The sequence below is a fragment of the Oceanisphaera pacifica genome (assembly GCF_017498065.1).
In the GTDB taxonomy this organism is placed as follows: Bacteria; Pseudomonadota; Gammaproteobacteria; order Enterobacterales; family Aeromonadaceae; genus Oceanimonas; species Oceanimonas pacifica.
In genome coordinates this window covers 45,429-59,459 of record NZ_JAGDFX010000008.1, presented here as the reverse complement: position 1 = coordinate 59,459, position 14,031 = coordinate 45,429, and the positions used below count along the sequence as shown (strand labels likewise).

Annotated in this window: 14 protein-coding genes; 6 read left to right on the top strand and 8 right to left on the bottom strand. The window is 46.7% G+C overall.

The genetic code is table 11. From position 1 onward, the window contains the following. Positions 1–28 precede the first annotated feature (28 nt). Complete coding sequence (locus J3U76_RS08210; protein ID WP_208005484.1) at positions 29–406, bottom strand: YijD family membrane protein; 378 nt, start codon at positions 404–406, stop codon at positions 29–31. Between the two features lie 23 nt (positions 407–429). Further along, a complete protein-coding gene (fabR, locus tag J3U76_RS08205) occupies positions 430–1,041 on the bottom strand; it encodes an HTH-type transcriptional repressor FabR (protein WP_208005483.1) in 612 nt (203 codons plus the stop codon). 144 nt (positions 1,042–1,185) lie between these two features. Here fabR and J3U76_RS08200 point away from each other — a divergent pair, with 144 nt between their 5' ends. Together J3U76_RS08200 and J3U76_RS08195 are read left to right on the top strand one after the other, a co-directional pair. Next, the gene (locus J3U76_RS08200; RefSeq protein ID WP_208005583.1) at positions 1,186–2,310 is read left to right on the top strand and encodes an acyl-CoA desaturase; all 1,125 of its coding nucleotides are present in this window, start codon (positions 1,186–1,188) and stop codon (positions 2,308–2,310) included. A gap of 190 nt (positions 2,311–2,500) precedes the next feature. Next, positions 2,501–3,847: a sodium-dependent transporter gene (locus J3U76_RS08195; protein ID WP_208005482.1), complete on the top strand. Its 1,347-nt coding sequence runs from the start codon at positions 2,501–2,503 to the stop codon at positions 3,845–3,847. Positions 3,848–4,022: 175 nt separating this feature from the next. Here the strand turns inward: J3U76_RS08195 and J3U76_RS08190 are convergent, their stop codons facing one another. The 4 genes from J3U76_RS08190 to J3U76_RS08175 all read right to left on the bottom strand — a co-directional run bounded on the left by J3U76_RS08190 (position 4,023) and on the right by J3U76_RS08175 (position 8,542). Continuing rightward, positions 4,023–6,077, bottom strand: coding sequence for a prolyl oligopeptidase family serine peptidase (locus tag J3U76_RS08190; protein WP_208005481.1), 2,055 nt, complete (start codon positions 6,075–6,077; stop codon positions 4,023–4,025). Between the two features lie 159 nt (positions 6,078–6,236). Next, positions 6,237–6,551, bottom strand: coding sequence for a YdbL family probable chaperone protein (locus J3U76_RS08185; RefSeq protein ID WP_243454149.1), 315 nt, complete (start codon positions 6,549–6,551; stop codon positions 6,237–6,239). 9 nt (positions 6,552–6,560) lie between these two features. Continuing rightward, positions 6,561–6,743 (bottom strand): YnbE family lipoprotein, encoded by a 183-nt coding sequence (locus J3U76_RS08180; RefSeq protein ID WP_208005480.1) that lies wholly within the window; start codon positions 6,741–6,743, stop codon positions 6,561–6,563. Beyond that, the gene (locus J3U76_RS08175; protein ID WP_208005479.1) at positions 6,740–8,542 is read right to left on the bottom strand and encodes an intermembrane phospholipid transport protein YdbH family protein; all 1,803 of its coding nucleotides are present in this window, start codon (positions 8,540–8,542) and stop codon (positions 6,740–6,742) included. The genes J3U76_RS08180 and J3U76_RS08175 overlap by 4 nt, the downstream gene beginning before the upstream one ends. 84 nt (positions 8,543–8,626) lie before the next feature. Here J3U76_RS08175 and J3U76_RS08170 point away from each other — a divergent pair, with 84 nt between their 5' ends. Further along, entirely contained in the window at positions 8,627–8,965 is a 339-nt protein-coding gene (locus J3U76_RS08170; RefSeq protein ID WP_208005478.1) for a DUF2500 domain-containing protein, read from the top strand. Here the strand turns inward: J3U76_RS08170 and J3U76_RS08165 are convergent, their stop codons facing one another. Then, entirely contained in the window at positions 8,966–9,394 is a 429-nt protein-coding gene (locus J3U76_RS08165; protein WP_424022306.1) for a DUF411 domain-containing protein, read from the bottom strand. A 150-nt stretch (positions 9,395–9,544) separates the two neighbouring features. Between J3U76_RS08165 and J3U76_RS08160 the strand changes: the two genes are divergently transcribed. The 3 genes from J3U76_RS08160 to ftsZ all read left to right on the top strand — a co-directional run bounded on the left by J3U76_RS08160 (position 9,545) and on the right by ftsZ (position 12,457). After that, complete coding sequence (locus J3U76_RS08160; protein WP_208005476.1) at positions 9,545–9,934, top strand: SirB2 family protein; 390 nt, start codon at positions 9,545–9,547, stop codon at positions 9,932–9,934. Between the two features lie 409 nt (positions 9,935–10,343). Beyond that, positions 10,344–11,303, top strand: a complete 960-nt coding sequence (locus J3U76_RS08155) for a helix-turn-helix transcriptional regulator (RefSeq protein WP_208005475.1) — start codon at positions 10,344–10,346, stop codon at positions 11,301–11,303. A gap of 71 nt (positions 11,304–11,374) precedes the next feature. Beyond that, positions 11,375–12,457 carry a cell division protein FtsZ gene (gene ftsZ / locus J3U76_RS08150; RefSeq protein WP_208005474.1) on the top strand — a complete coding sequence of 361 codons (1,083 nt, stop codon included), beginning with the start codon at positions 11,375–11,377 and terminating at the stop codon, positions 12,455–12,457. A 357-nt stretch (positions 12,458–12,814) separates the two neighbouring features. Here the strand turns inward: ftsZ and J3U76_RS08145 are convergent, their stop codons facing one another. After that, positions 12,815–13,789: a transposase gene (locus tag J3U76_RS08145; protein WP_208005473.1), complete on the bottom strand. Its 975-nt coding sequence runs from the start codon at positions 13,787–13,789 to the stop codon at positions 12,815–12,817. Positions 13,790–14,031 lie beyond the last annotated feature (242 nt).

Sequence of the window (14,031 nt, the reverse complement as noted above, 5' to 3'; positions counted from 1 at the left end):
GGGCTTTTCAGTAAAAGTGAGTATCAGGCTACGACTTAACGTCTTCTTCTGCTACAGGGCGCGCGGCTACACCCATTTTTATGGCTAACCAAATAACTAATATTAGGCTAATCATAACCGACAAAAAGTTCGTCCCCATTTCTGGAAACTCAGTACGTAATATAGCGGAATAACCAAACACCCCTACCAAAAAGGCAAGTAAGGTGCACACTGGAGTATCCCCTTCCATAGGAGCACTCAGGTATTCGCGATATAGCATACGAGCGGCCAGCGCCAACGCTATAATCGGGAAAATAGAAAAGCTCACCTGGCTAACGCTCAGAGTCGCTAACGTGGCATTACCACATAGGCCGACTAACAGAGCCAACAAAATCGGTTTACGACGAATAAGTTTACTTGCTGACATGATCATCCTTCCTCATATAAGGCTTAAAGCCTTTTTGCTTTATTATATGCATCTGCGCCCTTGGCAATGATCCGCAGTTGCAAGGTCATACGCTCGGCCAAAGCCGTTCGCTCATGTTCATTCATATCTAGTGCTTCTGCACCGGCACTAAATACAATAGTGACCATAGCCTGAGCCTGCATTTCAGCATAACTTCGGCTAGTCTGCTGCTTTTCTTCTAAATAATCTGTCAGTTCAGCCGTAAAGTGTTGAATTTCACGGGCTACCGCCTGACGAAACGCCGCCGAAGTACCAGAGCGTTCTCGTAATAATAAACGGAAAACATCCGGACTTCGTTCGATAAACTCCATAAAGGTTTTTATCGATATTTGAATAACACTACCACCATCGGCAATACGTTGGCGAGCTTGACGCATAAGTTGTCTTAGAGTGAGCCCACCCTCATCAACTAATGTTAACCCTAGCTCTTCCATGTCTTTGAAATGACGATAGAAAGAAGTAGGCGCTAACCCGGCCTCTCGCGCTACTTCGCGCAAACTTAAACTGGAAAAACTACGCTCTGCACTTAACTGACTAAAAGCCGCATCAATTAACGTGCGTCGAGTCTTTTCTTTTTGTTCTGCGCGAATGCCCACTGCACACCAAGATCTAGCATATTCAAACTCCGATCATACCCCTTTGTCGCAATACGATCAGCTCTGTTCGCTCATTTTTTGATTGACCCTATCGCAATTACGGTCAAAAATAGCGTACAGTTGTTCGCTCAATGGATAATCATGATGCAAAAACCCCCTATTATTTGGACCAATCTGGCCGTTTTTTCTGTTACGGGATTAGCAGCATTGATACTCGTGCCTTGGTATGGACTCAGCCATGGCTTTGATGGCTGGCAGTGGCTCGCCATGCTGATATTATTTAGCTATAGCTGCTTATCGATTACCGCCGGCTATCACCGTTTATGGGCACATAAATCTTATGCTGCTCACCCATTATTACAATGGATATTTGCCTTGGGTGGCGCTTTGTCGCTGCAAAACTCCGCCTACCATTGGTGCGCCGATCATCGTCGTCATCATCGCCATGTTGATCACACTGATAAAGACCCTTACTCGGCGAGTAGAGGCCTTTGGTTTTCACACATGGGGTGGATGTTGCGCCATTACAGCAGCCCAGACGACAGCAATATTGCCGACCTTAAACGTAATAACATTTTGGCGTTTCAGCATAAACACTACTTATTATTAACAGTATTAATGAACGCGGGCCTGCCGTTATTACTTGGGCTATGGAACGGCGATATGTGGGGCATGCTGCTATTGGCTGGGGGCTTGCGGTTGTTTTTGGGGCACCACGTGACCTTTTTTATTAATTCATTAGCGCATTTTTGGGGCCGTCAGCCTTATACCAGCAAAAACTCGGCGCGAGATAACGATATTTTAGCCGTGCTCACCTTTGGTGAGGGATATCACAATTTTCACCATCTATTTGAGTTTGATTATCGTAACGGTATTCGCTGGTGGCATTACGACCCCACTAAGTGGTTGATCCGTAGTATGAGCTGGTTAAAACTCACTTCTCGACTAAGGACTTGTCCGCCCGAGCGCATTGAACAAGCCCAGCTAGAGCGTCGCTTTGAGCTCGCCCGTCAAAAGATCATGAAGCGCCAACAAACCGCCGACACCGAACAATGGTTAGCATTATTGCAAAGTGAATATGAGCGGTTACTACTGCAACTAAGAAACTACTATCAAATGCGTAAGCATCTGTTAGATATCAAGAAAAAAGCGGTACGCTGTAAATATGAAGAGTTACGCTTACGCTTAAGCTGCGACGAGCTTAAAGCAGCCTTTACTATTCAGCGCCGTAACTGGTTAAAGCTGACTACACGCTTAGAGCTGGCTTAAGCGCCCCTATAAAGAGCTGTGAAGGTTTATTTTTAAATTCATGACTTATAACAGACGGCTTAACACTTTAGCTTGGCGCTATTCCCCAGCTTTCTCTTTGACAAAAACACGGCAAAATATCATAGTCACCGCTATTTTAAGTGAACAGTCATTCGCTGTTTAACTTTATAGCCAGCAGGAGCAGCAATACGTGGAAAAAAGGGCGCAATTTAGCAGTAAGCTAGGGTTTGTGATGGCCGCCGCCGGTTCAGCCATTGGTGTAGGTAATATTTGGGGCTTTCCCACTCAAGCTGCCAGTAATGGTGGCGGTGCTTTTTTGCTGGTTTATCTATTATTTATTTTTTTGCTGGGCTATCCGATGTTGGTGGCAGAAATTACCATTGGTCGCCATGGTCAAGCCAATCCCTTTTTAGCTCTTAAAACCCTCACTAAAAAACCACTGGGCAAATCCATTGCCGGCTTAGTGGGCTTGGCGTCGGTATTAACCGTGAGCTTTATTTTTACTTTTTATGCCATCGTTTCTGGCTGGTTTATCTCTTATGCGTTAGACCCCATTGCAAGCTTGGTGGGGTCAGCTAGCACCGCCAGCTGGCTAACGGACTTTTCCACCTCACGTAATGTGGTGTTCACCCTGCTGTTTGCATTACTGAGTTTATATGTGGTGAGCCGCGGCCTTGAGCAAGGCATTGAAAAATGGTCGAGCCGATTGATGCCGCTATTGCTAGTAATGCTGGTGTTATTAACCGGCTATATGTTATTTCAGCCCGGCGCCACTGAAGGGGTAAAAGTATATTTAGTGCCGGACTTTGCTCAGGTATTAAATCGTGATGTATTAATAGGCGCACTGGGCCAGAGCTTCTTCTCACTTTCGCTAGGGGCGGCAGTGATGATGTTGTACGGCTCTTACCTTAACCGCCAAGCGAACATTCCCGCCTTAGCAGCCCAAGTAACCTTGCTTGATACCGGTGTGGCCTTTATGGCGGGTATGCTGATTTTGCCGGCTATGTATGTGGCACAGCATAATGGTGTGACCATTTTTGCCGACGACGGCAGCCTGTTAAGCTCAGACACCTTAGTGTTTTCGGTGTTACCGGCTTTATTCGACACCATGGGTGCGGCGCAATATCCGGTGGCATTTGCTTTTTTCTTGCTGATGATAGTAGCGGCACTGACCTCGGCCATTTCAATGCTAGAAGCGCCAGTCTCTTTGGTACTGGAATCAACAAAGCTATCACGTATTAAAGCCACTTGGCTGGTAACAGCGGTGTGCACCCTGTTTAGCATTATCATTGTGTTTAACTTTGGCAGCCTGTTTGGCTTGGTGATCACGGCCACCACTCAGTATGCACAGCCACTGGTGAGTATGTTTATTACCCTCTATGCCGGTTGGGTGTGGCAACGTAATTCGGTATTAACCGAACTAAAAGCGGGCAACCCTGAGATTGAACAGGGTTTATTTTGGAAAATTTGGCCTTGGTACGTCCGCTTCGTCTGCCCAGTATTAGTACTGGTCGTCATTATCCAGTCTGTTAACTAACAGAAAGCGGCACCTTTAACGTTGTACGCCATACGCTAAAGGTGTCCCTAGTTGGGCTCTTACCACTTAAGAGCCCGTTTAGATTTGTTCGCTATTTTCCCATGGGTTCCGTGGCTCTTGTAACAAAGAAGCGTGGCAAAAAATCTTTAGGTCTTTTCTTAGCTTGGCGCTGTTTTTAAACTAGCGCCAGCAGAAAAGCGTATTCACGCGCAAGATCGCGATAAGCCTCAAAGCGGCCAGATTTACCGCCATGCCCAGTTTCCATATCGCAACATAACAATAATATATTATCGTCAGTCTTCAGCTCGCGCAGCTTAGCCACCCACTTGACCGGTTCCCAGTATTGCACTTGCGAGTCGTGTAGACCTGTAGTGACTAGCATATTAGGGTATGCCTGCGCCTGTACTTGATCATAAGGGCTATACGATTTGATGTAATGATAATACTCGGCCTCGACAGGGTTACCCCACTCATCAAACTCCCCCGTGGTCAGCGGAATAGACTCATCTAGCATGGTCGTCACAATATCTACAAAAGGCACATCGGCAATGGCGCCCTTATATAAAGTCGGCGCCATATTCATTACCGCACCCACCAATAAGCCCCCAGCACTGCCGCCTGCGGCAAACACTCGGTTTTTATCACCATAACCTTGGTGTACCAGAGCTTTGGTCACATCTATAAAGTCGCTAAAGGTATGTTTCTTATGCAGTAACCGACCTTGCTCGTACCAATCTCGCCCTAACTCTTCGCCACCACGCACATGGGCAATGGCATAAACAAAACCACGGTCTAACAAACTTAACCGTGCCGCACTAAAGTCGGGATCCATACTGGCACCGTAGGCACCATAAGCGTAAACCAGTAATGGATTGGCTCGGGTAAACATATCCTTGCGATAAACCACAGACACCGGTACCTGAGCACCGTCTTGGGCAATAACCCAAAGGCGCTCGCTACGATAAAGATCGGCATTAAACTGCTCTCCTGCGTATTCTTGTTTAAGCAGGCGTCGCTCTTGGGTGTCCATGTTAACTTCATACTGAGTAACAGGCCGAGTTAAAGATGAATAGCCATAACGTAACCAAGGTGTCTCGGCCTCGGCGTTAATACTAAGCCAAGTCACATAAGTAGGATCATCAAATTCAATGGCATGTTCGATGTTCTGCTCGCGATGCAATTGACGCAGCTGTGTTAACCCCTCACTGCGCTCTTCTAGCACCAGCCAATCTTTAAATAAGGTAAAGTCTTCTAACAATACGCTGGCTCGAGGGGCAATGAGAGTTTGCCACTGTTCGCACTCCCACTGGCATGTTTTATTATCCCGATCACTGACCTGATATAAGCCAAAATTCACACCATCTTTATTGGAGCGAATATAAAACTGCCCCTGATAATGCTCAATATCATATTCATGGCCCCGTTGGCGCGGCAAAAAATTGCGTACCTGAGCCTGCGGATCCTGGGCAGAAATTAAGCTTACTTCACTAGTTTTAGTGCTCCAGGCACCAATAATGATGTAATCTGTAGAGCGGCTTTTATAAATACTGGTATAAAAGCGGTCGTCGGCTTCTTCATATACCAATACATCTTGGCTTTGTGGTGTGCCTAGGGTGTGGCGATAAACCTGATAAGGCAGCAAGGTATCTGGGTTTTGATGCACATAAAATAGTGTTTGGCTGTCGTTGGCCCAAGCCAGATTACCCGAGGTATTTTCTAGCACTTCGTCATAAAGCTGTTCCGTGGACAGATCTTTAAAACGAATTTGATACTGACAACGCGACACAAAGTCTTCGGCAAACGCCAACACCTGCTGATTAGGGCTAACCCCAAGCTGGCCTTGATCGTAATAAGCGCTATCTGCTGCGTGCTCATTACCATCGAGTAATACTTGGCGCTGTGTGGGCCGACTGTCAGGGTAGCGCTCAATAATGGCGTACTCTAAGCCTTGCTGAAAACGCGTTTGATACCAATAGCCATTTTTTAAATAAGGCACAGAGCTATCGTCTTGGCGAATGCGAGCAATCATCTCTTGATACAGCGCTTCTTGCTGATCCGCTAATGGCGCTAGCATCTGTTGGGCATAATGGTTTTCTTGTTCGAGGTAGGCGAGCACCTCTGGGTTAGCTCTATCGTCGTCTCGCAGCCAGTGATAATGATCAAGGCGTGTATCATTATGCAGGGTAAAAGTATGAGGTGTTTTTTTGGCAACCGGTGGGGCTATAGACACATTAAGACCTTTTAAAATGAGGAAGCGTGAGGCGTAAAGGAGAAAGAGGACGACATAATATAAAGGTCACAGCACAAATCTCCGCATCTGCAGATGAGGGGTTAACGCCTTATTTTTCACACCTTACCCTTCACTCTTTACCCATCACAATCAGTTACATTATTTTTTGCGCCAGCTGCCGTCTGCCAGCTGAATATAATGACCCGCTTTAGTGCGCTCTATGTTGTATTGGCCAGCGCGCGTTTGCACAACCGTAAGGCTGGTGCCGGTACGCTTAGCAATATCTTGATAACTGGATAAACGCTTGCGATTAATGTCATTGGCCACCGCACTCACATCATTTCGCGCTTGCACCACGCCCACTAGGCCATTGAGCTGCTCACCCACCAAGCCTTGTTGCTTGGCTTGTTGTAAGTCGAGCGCCCAAGCCGAAAAGCTTAACGCTACTGCAAACACTACCATTAACCACCGCATAACCTCTCCTTAAAACAAGTCTTTTTCTTGTTCAAATAATTGTTCTAGCTCGTTGTCGACCCGCACTCGAATTTCATGATCCACTTTGACGTTTAAATTCACAGTAATTGGCTTATCTGGCACCATTATTTCGACTCTAGGCGTACAGCCACTTAGTAGTAACAGGCCAATAATAGCCATGTATTTGCTCATTGATTATTCTCCCGCTGTAGCTTGGCTGGCAGCTGCTCACTTAAATCTTGAGCAAAGCGCAAGCTGGCTAATAACTGTAACAGGTTTTCTTGGTGGTGATAATTTAAGTTAACTGGGTGTAATTTGCCGTTAATGGGTGCTTGGCCATATAAGTGACTATTAATGATTGCCTCACCATTGCGCGCCATAGAAATATCCGCCCCTAAGCGGTCATAACGTAAGTCACTTAATAAACCTAAGGTTAAACCAAGCGAGATATTAGCATCCCCCGAGGCTTGCAGTTGTTCGCTGGCCTGATAGGTTATCCAGCCTTGCTCACTTTCGGCGCGCCCCTTGGTAACACTTAAGCCTTGATCAAATGAAAAAGGGAGTCGCCCTTTAAGTCGCCCCTGCCCCGTAAGCCCATCCACACTGGCATAATTGAGTAATGGTTCAAGAGAAATATCACTAAAGTGTGCCTCGCCCTGAGGGGTAGCGTTTAATGCCATTGGCGACAACGCAAGGTAGCCATCAAACACCTGTGCGGTTAACCCCGATAACCACAATCCATCTGCTTGCAAGCGTAAGGCTCCTTGAATATTCGTAATAGGTATCCCTACATTTAATTGTGCCACCGACAGCCCTTGAGGCCCTACACTACGCAACCCTTGCTCGCTCCAACTGAGCTTAAATTTAGCTGCCAAGTCTTCAGCCAATAAGTCACTGTAACTGAGCTGCCCCTTGCTCAATGCTGCCTCTATATTAATGGGTTGCTTGCTATCCAACACATTGGCGGCGTTAAGCGCCACTTGCCACTGACCCGCAGGCATATCCATCACCACCGGCAGCAATAACCACTCATCTAACCAAGACCAAACATCAGCCGCAGATAACGATTGTTTAGGCACAGTTAGCGCCAGCCCTTGATCATAATGCCAAGCACCGTTTAAACGTACCTTGGGTGCCAGTTTCAAACTCATTTGGCCTTGGTTTGCTATCAGATCTTTGGCTTGCAACTGCAAACTGGCTGCGGGTATGGTTTGTTGTTGCCAGCGCCCTTGCTGCCAACTTAGCTCACCCTGCCAAGCTTGCCCTAAGCTAACGGCGGTTAACGGCGCAAATCTTAACTGAGATAAAGTTAACTCTTGCCATGTAAGTTGTGGCACCCTCAATTGCGAGCTAGGTTGCAACTGCCAACCCTGTGCAGTTTGTTTGGCATTGAGTGCTAACTGCCATTTGCCCTGCAATGGCGTAGGCAGTGTGCCTGCCACCTTAAGCGTTAACGGTTGCCTAGGCTGCCAGCCACCACTAACCTGCAACGGCTGCGTTAAGTATGGGGTAAGCAGCTGGCCCGGCAGTTTACCTTGCCAGCGCCAGCCTTGTTTTTCAGGAATAATATCAAGTTGAGTGTCGCCCGCATCGGTTTGCCACTGCACAGTGACCCCTTGTTGATGATGACGTAACACGGCAGGGCCACTGACGCTGCCGCTAGGTAAATGCAGGGTGAGTTCATCAACCTGAAAATCAATATCGGGGAGGGTGAATAATAAGGATAAAGCATCGCTGTTTGACGCGCTTGCTTGTTGCGAACTCGCCGAGCGACGATTAGAACAGGTTAAATCTAAACTTAACTGCGCAAGGTGCCCAGTCAGCTGATTATTATTGAAGGTTAGCGCCAGTTTACTGGCGGTTTCTTTTGGGCAGGCTGGCACGCTTGCTTGACTAAGGTGGGCGCTTATCTGTAACTGTGGCGGCAACGTCAAGGCCGCCACCGCGCCACTAAACAACCACATGGCTAGTACCGCACTTATGCGGAGCATGATTAACTCACTCAAAATGTCACCTTCACGCCGCCTAGTTATGCTTTATAGTGCAACACACCACATCACCAATAAGGAAGCTCAATGGGCAAACTGGTATTTGGGGCCATTATTATCATTGCCGTTATTGTGATCGGCCGTCGCCTTTACATTCATTTACATAATAATGCACAAGACCCAACTCGCCTATCAGTGCTGGTGGTTGATAAAAAGACGCGCGAATTTATGGGGCAAACATATAAGCAACAAACCGAAATGCCGCCTCCTAGAGTGAACTATTATGTAACCTTTCGCCCGCTTAATAGTCACGACGAGCGTGAGTTTCAAGTTGATGCTTTCTTATATGAACAACTCACGCCCGAGCAAACCGGGATCTTGATATTTCAGGGGACTCGGTTTATTGAGTTTGAGGCTCAGCCTTAATCAGCCAGGGTAACGGTTAAATACCGCCGTATTGCCTTGAGTATCAAAACTAAGTACTTCATAAGGAGAACCCGGAATATCCATCCCCGGTGCACTTTGTGGCATACCCGGAATGGTTAACCCACGCACTTCGGGCTGTTGCTTTAATAATTGGCGCACATCACTCGCTGGCACGTGGCCTTCAATCACGTAGCCATCAATAATACCAGTATGGCAAGACGCCAACTCGGCGTTCACTCCAGCCAGCTTTTTGATGGGCGTTAAGTTGTCCCCATTAATAACATCTACCTCAAAGCCCGACGCTTGCATATGACTCACCCAGTCTTCACAACAGGTGCAGCTAAGCGATTTATACACAGTAATAGGCGCGGCTAACGCAGGGGCGGCTAGTAACGTTGCCATCAAACCATAAAGAGAGTGTTTCAGTATCATATAGCTGTTTCCTCGTAAGTGATTTCAACATCTGAAAAATACAGGCAAAAATTACATAAAATCTGAGCCTTATCCTAGATTCAACACTACCATAAAACGGCTTCCTGTTATCATGGCGTTCTCTTAATTGTATTTTGTGGAGTTATCATGCCTTACATGGCCATTAAACATGCTCACATGATGTTTGCTATCATCAGTATTACCCTATTTATATTACGTGCTTGGTTAGCTATTCCCTCGCCGGCGCGCGTTCACAACAAGCTACTAAAAATTGCCCCTCATGTTATTGACACCTTACTACTTGCCCTGGGTATTTGGTTGGCCGTGCTCACCAGTCAAATACCCTTTGGTAACAGCCCTTGGCTGACGGCTAAAGTCATCGGCTTGGTGCTCTATATTGTCGTGGGTACCATTGCCATTAAGCGGGGTAAGACGCGCCACCAACGACTGGTCGCCACCCTCGTCTCCATTGCTATTTTTGCGTATATCTATGGTGTAGCCATAAGCAAGTCACCTTTATCTTGGTTGGCGCTCTAACCTACTCGCTTAGGGTAAAGGGCTGTCGCTCCTTTACCCTGCTTTATACCCACACCGCATTATCTAGCCCTCTTCGAATCCCAAATCCGTAATGTCAAGCTCTGCCATTGCCTTAATTGCTTATTAAAACAGACATCACGACATTTTATTTTTCCGTTTCAGCAGCATATCTCGCCAATGACCAAAATAAGCGCAGCAGCCAAATAGCGCTCATAATTAAAAGTTAAACCTGTAAATTCAAACAGTTAAATGTATAACCCCCTATATCTCAACCCTTGTGCCGCGTCAGAAATAGACCCATTAATGCTAACTGTAGAAAAATAGCGACAGTATCCTCCGCAAAAGATGCGACAAAAGTTGTCACACCCCTCATCTAGGATACAATCATACCAAGCAAGAGGGCATCACCATGAGTAAGAAGCTATTAAGACAATTGACCCTGGCGCGCTGTGTTCCTTATCGTCCATACAAGCTGACCGCACGCCAGCTGCAAGTAAAACTAGAAGAAGAAGGTATTCAAGTAAGTTTGCGCACCGTACAGCGAGACTTAGAAGAAATGTCTGGCATGGGCCTGTTTGATCTCACCTCTGATGATCGCAGCAAGCCCCATGGCTGGTGTTTTGAACGCAATGGTTTAAACGATTTTGCTAACTTTATGCCACTGGGCTTAGCCATGGCACTAAAAACCTGGAATGATCAGGCCGCCGATCTATTGCCTGCTAGTGTATTAACAGAGCTAAATCCAATTATTGATAAAGCAAACCAGGTAATTAGTGATAGCCAAAGCGAATTAGCTAGCCGCTGGACAGAAAACGTAGTGCGTTTACCAAAACCATTTGCTGGCAGCCCAGACATACGCCGTGCCACCACGATTCGTGATGCACTATGGCGCGGCCGTAAATTTAGTGCTGAAATTAAACGCGTGATCAAAGGTCGTACCGTATGGTTACGTTACGAACAGGTTAACCCATTAGGCATTGTGGCCCGTAAAGATGGCACCATGCTGTTATGCACCGTATCGGATATGGATCCTAAAATTTACGGTATTGCCTTTGATAACATTAAAGAGGTAGAGCTAACCAGCCTACCGGTGAAACAACCTCATGAATTTAGCGTTAATAAATTATTACGCGAAAAGGGATACCACGAAGAGTCAGATACCATTCACTTTGTAGGCCGCATTACTAACCCTAATCGCGCCATTATTGAAACGGCCATCCCTGGGCATAACCCTAGGTTGACCCGTTACGACAAGCAAAGCATGATGGTAGAAACCGAAGTGAAAGACACGCCCGAGTTTCGTCGCTGGCTAACCGATATGGCAGGAAAAGTTGAAATTCTCGCCCCAGAGTCGTTAAAAAACAGCTAAACTATTTATCATTGAACCTTAACTTTCAGGGCTGACTCAATCAGCCCTTTTGTTTTTCCACGGAGTACCGGATGAACGACCACCTCCTTTTTGAACCGGCTGAAGCAGATTGTGACGCTATTAATATCAGCGTTATTGGCGTAGGCGGTTGTGGCGGCAATACCGTCAACTTATTAGCCGATAGCAGCCTACCCGAGCATGTTAATATCGTTGCTATGAATACCGACGCCAAGGCGCTGCAACAAAGCCGTGTCGATATCTTACAACTTGGTAAAGTATTAACCCGTGGCCTAGGTGCCGGCGCGCAGTCTGAGATTGGTCACCAAGCCGCTGAAGAAAGCATTGACGAAATCCGCGCCCAATTAAAAGGTGCGGATTTATGCTTTATTACTGCCGGTATGGGCGGTGGTACAGGTACAGGCGCGGCCCCCATCGTTGCCAAAGTAGCCCGCGAATTAGGCATAATGACAGTAGCTATCGTCACCCGACCCTTTGCCTTTGAAGGTAAATTGCGTGCTAAATCCGCCGACGATGGCCTTAAGGTATTAGCGGATCACACTGATGCCTTATTAGTCTTACCCAACGACTACCTGCTTAAAGTGCTGGGCGCTAAAACCCCATTGCTACAAGCATTTACCGAAAGCAGTAAAGTCATACAAAATGCAGTTAAAGGCTTGGCCGACATTATTGGCCAAACTGGCCTTATTAACATCGACTTTGCCGATGTTCGCACCATTATGAGCCAACAAGGTAAGGCGGTAATGGGCATAGGCTTGGCCACAGGTGACAACAAGGTAGAAGATGCAACCTTACAAGCACTTAATAACCCACTGTTAGAGCGCGTAGAGTTAGAACGCGCACGCGGCGTGTTATTAAACGTGGTAGCGTCTATGGATATTGGCTTAGACGACTTCCAAAAAATTGGGGATCACGTAGCCGAGTGTGTAGGCGAATATGCAACCGTGGTATCGGGTATTAGTTTAAACCCCGATTTAACCGACAGCATTCAGGTGACTATGATTGCCACAGGCATTCAGCCACAGCAAGAAACCATAGCCCCCACCCAGCCTCAACCACAAACGGCAGAGCACCCCAGTGAGCCCACACCAGAAGGCCTAGATATTCCCGCTTTCTTGCGCCAACGCCAGCAATAACAGGCCAAGCTCACAGCAAGCGCCCATTAAAAAGGCCGATGTTAAACATTGGCTTTTTTGTGTTTTAACCTTAACGCCACGTTAAGTAGTGAGCAACATTGCAACCTAAAAAACCTAAAAAAAACCTAAAATGCCACCCTATGTTAAATTGTTTCATTGAGACTCATGTTGGGCCAGCAACCTAGATTTTTGGCCGTGATTGGTAAAATTGAATGGGATGGAAAACCAAAATGGAGCTGATTGTTACTACTTGATGTGATTTGCTAGTAATTTGCTTCGTTTAGGCGGTATTCAGGCAGCACTAGTGCACTCCTGTTGGAGTGTATGCATTTATCTCTGTTGATTGACGCTAAGTACTCAGTTTGACCAGTGTTGGCAACTTTTAAGGTGCGCGCGCCGCTGCATACCTAAGTGTTTGCAGTAACGCGTTAAGTCTTCAAGCGACCCAACCGGTCCGGTAAACAGATATTTAAACTCTTCGGTTATCTTTAACCAGTTTTCTAGCGGAATATTCAACCTGTTCAGTATGTTGGCGGTACTGTCTGCAATGGCACCTCGTTTATCATCACGTAGTATTCTGCCCATATCGTCTACGAGGGTGATGTAGTCTTTTGCCTCAAACAGTAAGCCTTTGGGCAACTCTTTACGGTCATTACCCACAAAGGGCAGTAAACGCTTCGGTTGTGCTCCCTGCTTTGCAGCATCGATACGTCGCTTAATGCTGGTGTGCTTAGACGTTTCTGGGGTGGTGGCCATGTTGGCGCGAATAGGGTTTAAATCGACATAAGTCATACAGGCCAGCACTGCGGCTTCGTCGAGTAAGGCTTGAGATTTAAAGCGCCCTTCCCAGAAGCGTCCCGTGCAGTTGTCTTCTTTATTGGCTTGGCGAGCAATTGGCTCGCTTAAAGCGCGCATAAACCAGCTGATGTCTATCAGTCGACGTCGATACTCGGCAACTCTCTCGTTAAGCGTGTCGATTTCATAAGCCTTAACGACCTCGCCGTTCGCAAATCGTTGGGTGAGCGGTGTGCCTTTAAACAGCTTATGCCATTGATTTACCACATCGATATCTCGCCAATTCATTGCTGTTTCTGCATCAATACGCAGCACCACATGCACATGATTAGACATAACTGCATAAGCTGTAATATCTATGGCAAACGCCTGCGTCAAAAACAGCAATCGCTTCTCTAACCATTTTCGACGGTGTTCAAACGTGCGACCAGAAACCTCATCCACACCACACAAAAATGCCCTTCTCACCGTGCGACTCACACAATGGTAAAAGGGCGTATCTTGTAAACTCACTTGGGCAACCCGTGGTTTAGCCATCCTAACCTCCTAAAAAGTTCAACCCTGAACATGTTAAGTATAGGCTTTAGGCTAAAAAACAACCAATTTCTATGGGTGGCCAATTAGTTGGGCTAAAAACAACCAATTTCTATGGGTGGCCAATTAGTTGCAGGGCCTTAATTGTGTGTATCCCGTAGCAAAAAGTCTTTAGCCATTAAAAAGCAGGCAAAAAAAAGGGCAAGCCAAAAGGCTTGCCCGCTATGAAGAATACCAGCTGTTTT

Excerpts from the sequence above, each read along its gene's own strand:
- J3U76_RS08210 (WP_208005484.1), bottom strand. The coding sequence starts at position 406 with ATGTCAGCAAGTAAACTTATTCGTCGTAAACCGATTTTGTTGGCTCTG.
- J3U76_RS08200 (WP_208005583.1), top strand. The coding sequence starts at position 1,186 with ATGCAAAAACCCCCTATTATTTGGACCAATCTGGCCGTTTTTTCTGTT.
- J3U76_RS08185 (WP_243454149.1), bottom strand. The coding sequence starts at position 6,551 with ATGCGGTGGTTAATGGTAGTGTTTGCAGTAGCGTTAAGCTTTTCGGCT.
- J3U76_RS08180 (WP_208005480.1), bottom strand. The coding sequence starts at position 6,743 with ATGAGCAAATACATGGCTATTATTGGCCTGTTACTACTAAGTGGCTGT.
- J3U76_RS08175 (WP_208005479.1), bottom strand. The coding sequence starts at position 8,542 with ATGCTCCGCATAAGTGCGGTACTAGCCATGTGGTTGTTTAGTGGCGCG.
- J3U76_RS08170 (WP_208005478.1), top strand. The coding sequence starts at position 8,627 with ATGGGCAAACTGGTATTTGGGGCCATTATTATCATTGCCGTTATTGTG.
- J3U76_RS08160 (WP_208005476.1), top strand. The coding sequence starts at position 9,545 with ATGCCTTACATGGCCATTAAACATGCTCACATGATGTTTGCTATCATC.
- J3U76_RS08155 (WP_208005475.1), top strand. The coding sequence starts at position 10,344 with ATGAGTAAGAAGCTATTAAGACAATTGACCCTGGCGCGCTGTGTTCCT.
- ftsZ (WP_208005474.1), top strand. The coding sequence starts at position 11,375 with ATGAACGACCACCTCCTTTTTGAACCGGCTGAAGCAGATTGTGACGCT.
- J3U76_RS08145 (WP_208005473.1), bottom strand. The coding sequence starts at position 13,789 with ATGGCTAAACCACGGGTTGCCCAAGTGAGTTTACAAGATACGCCCTTT.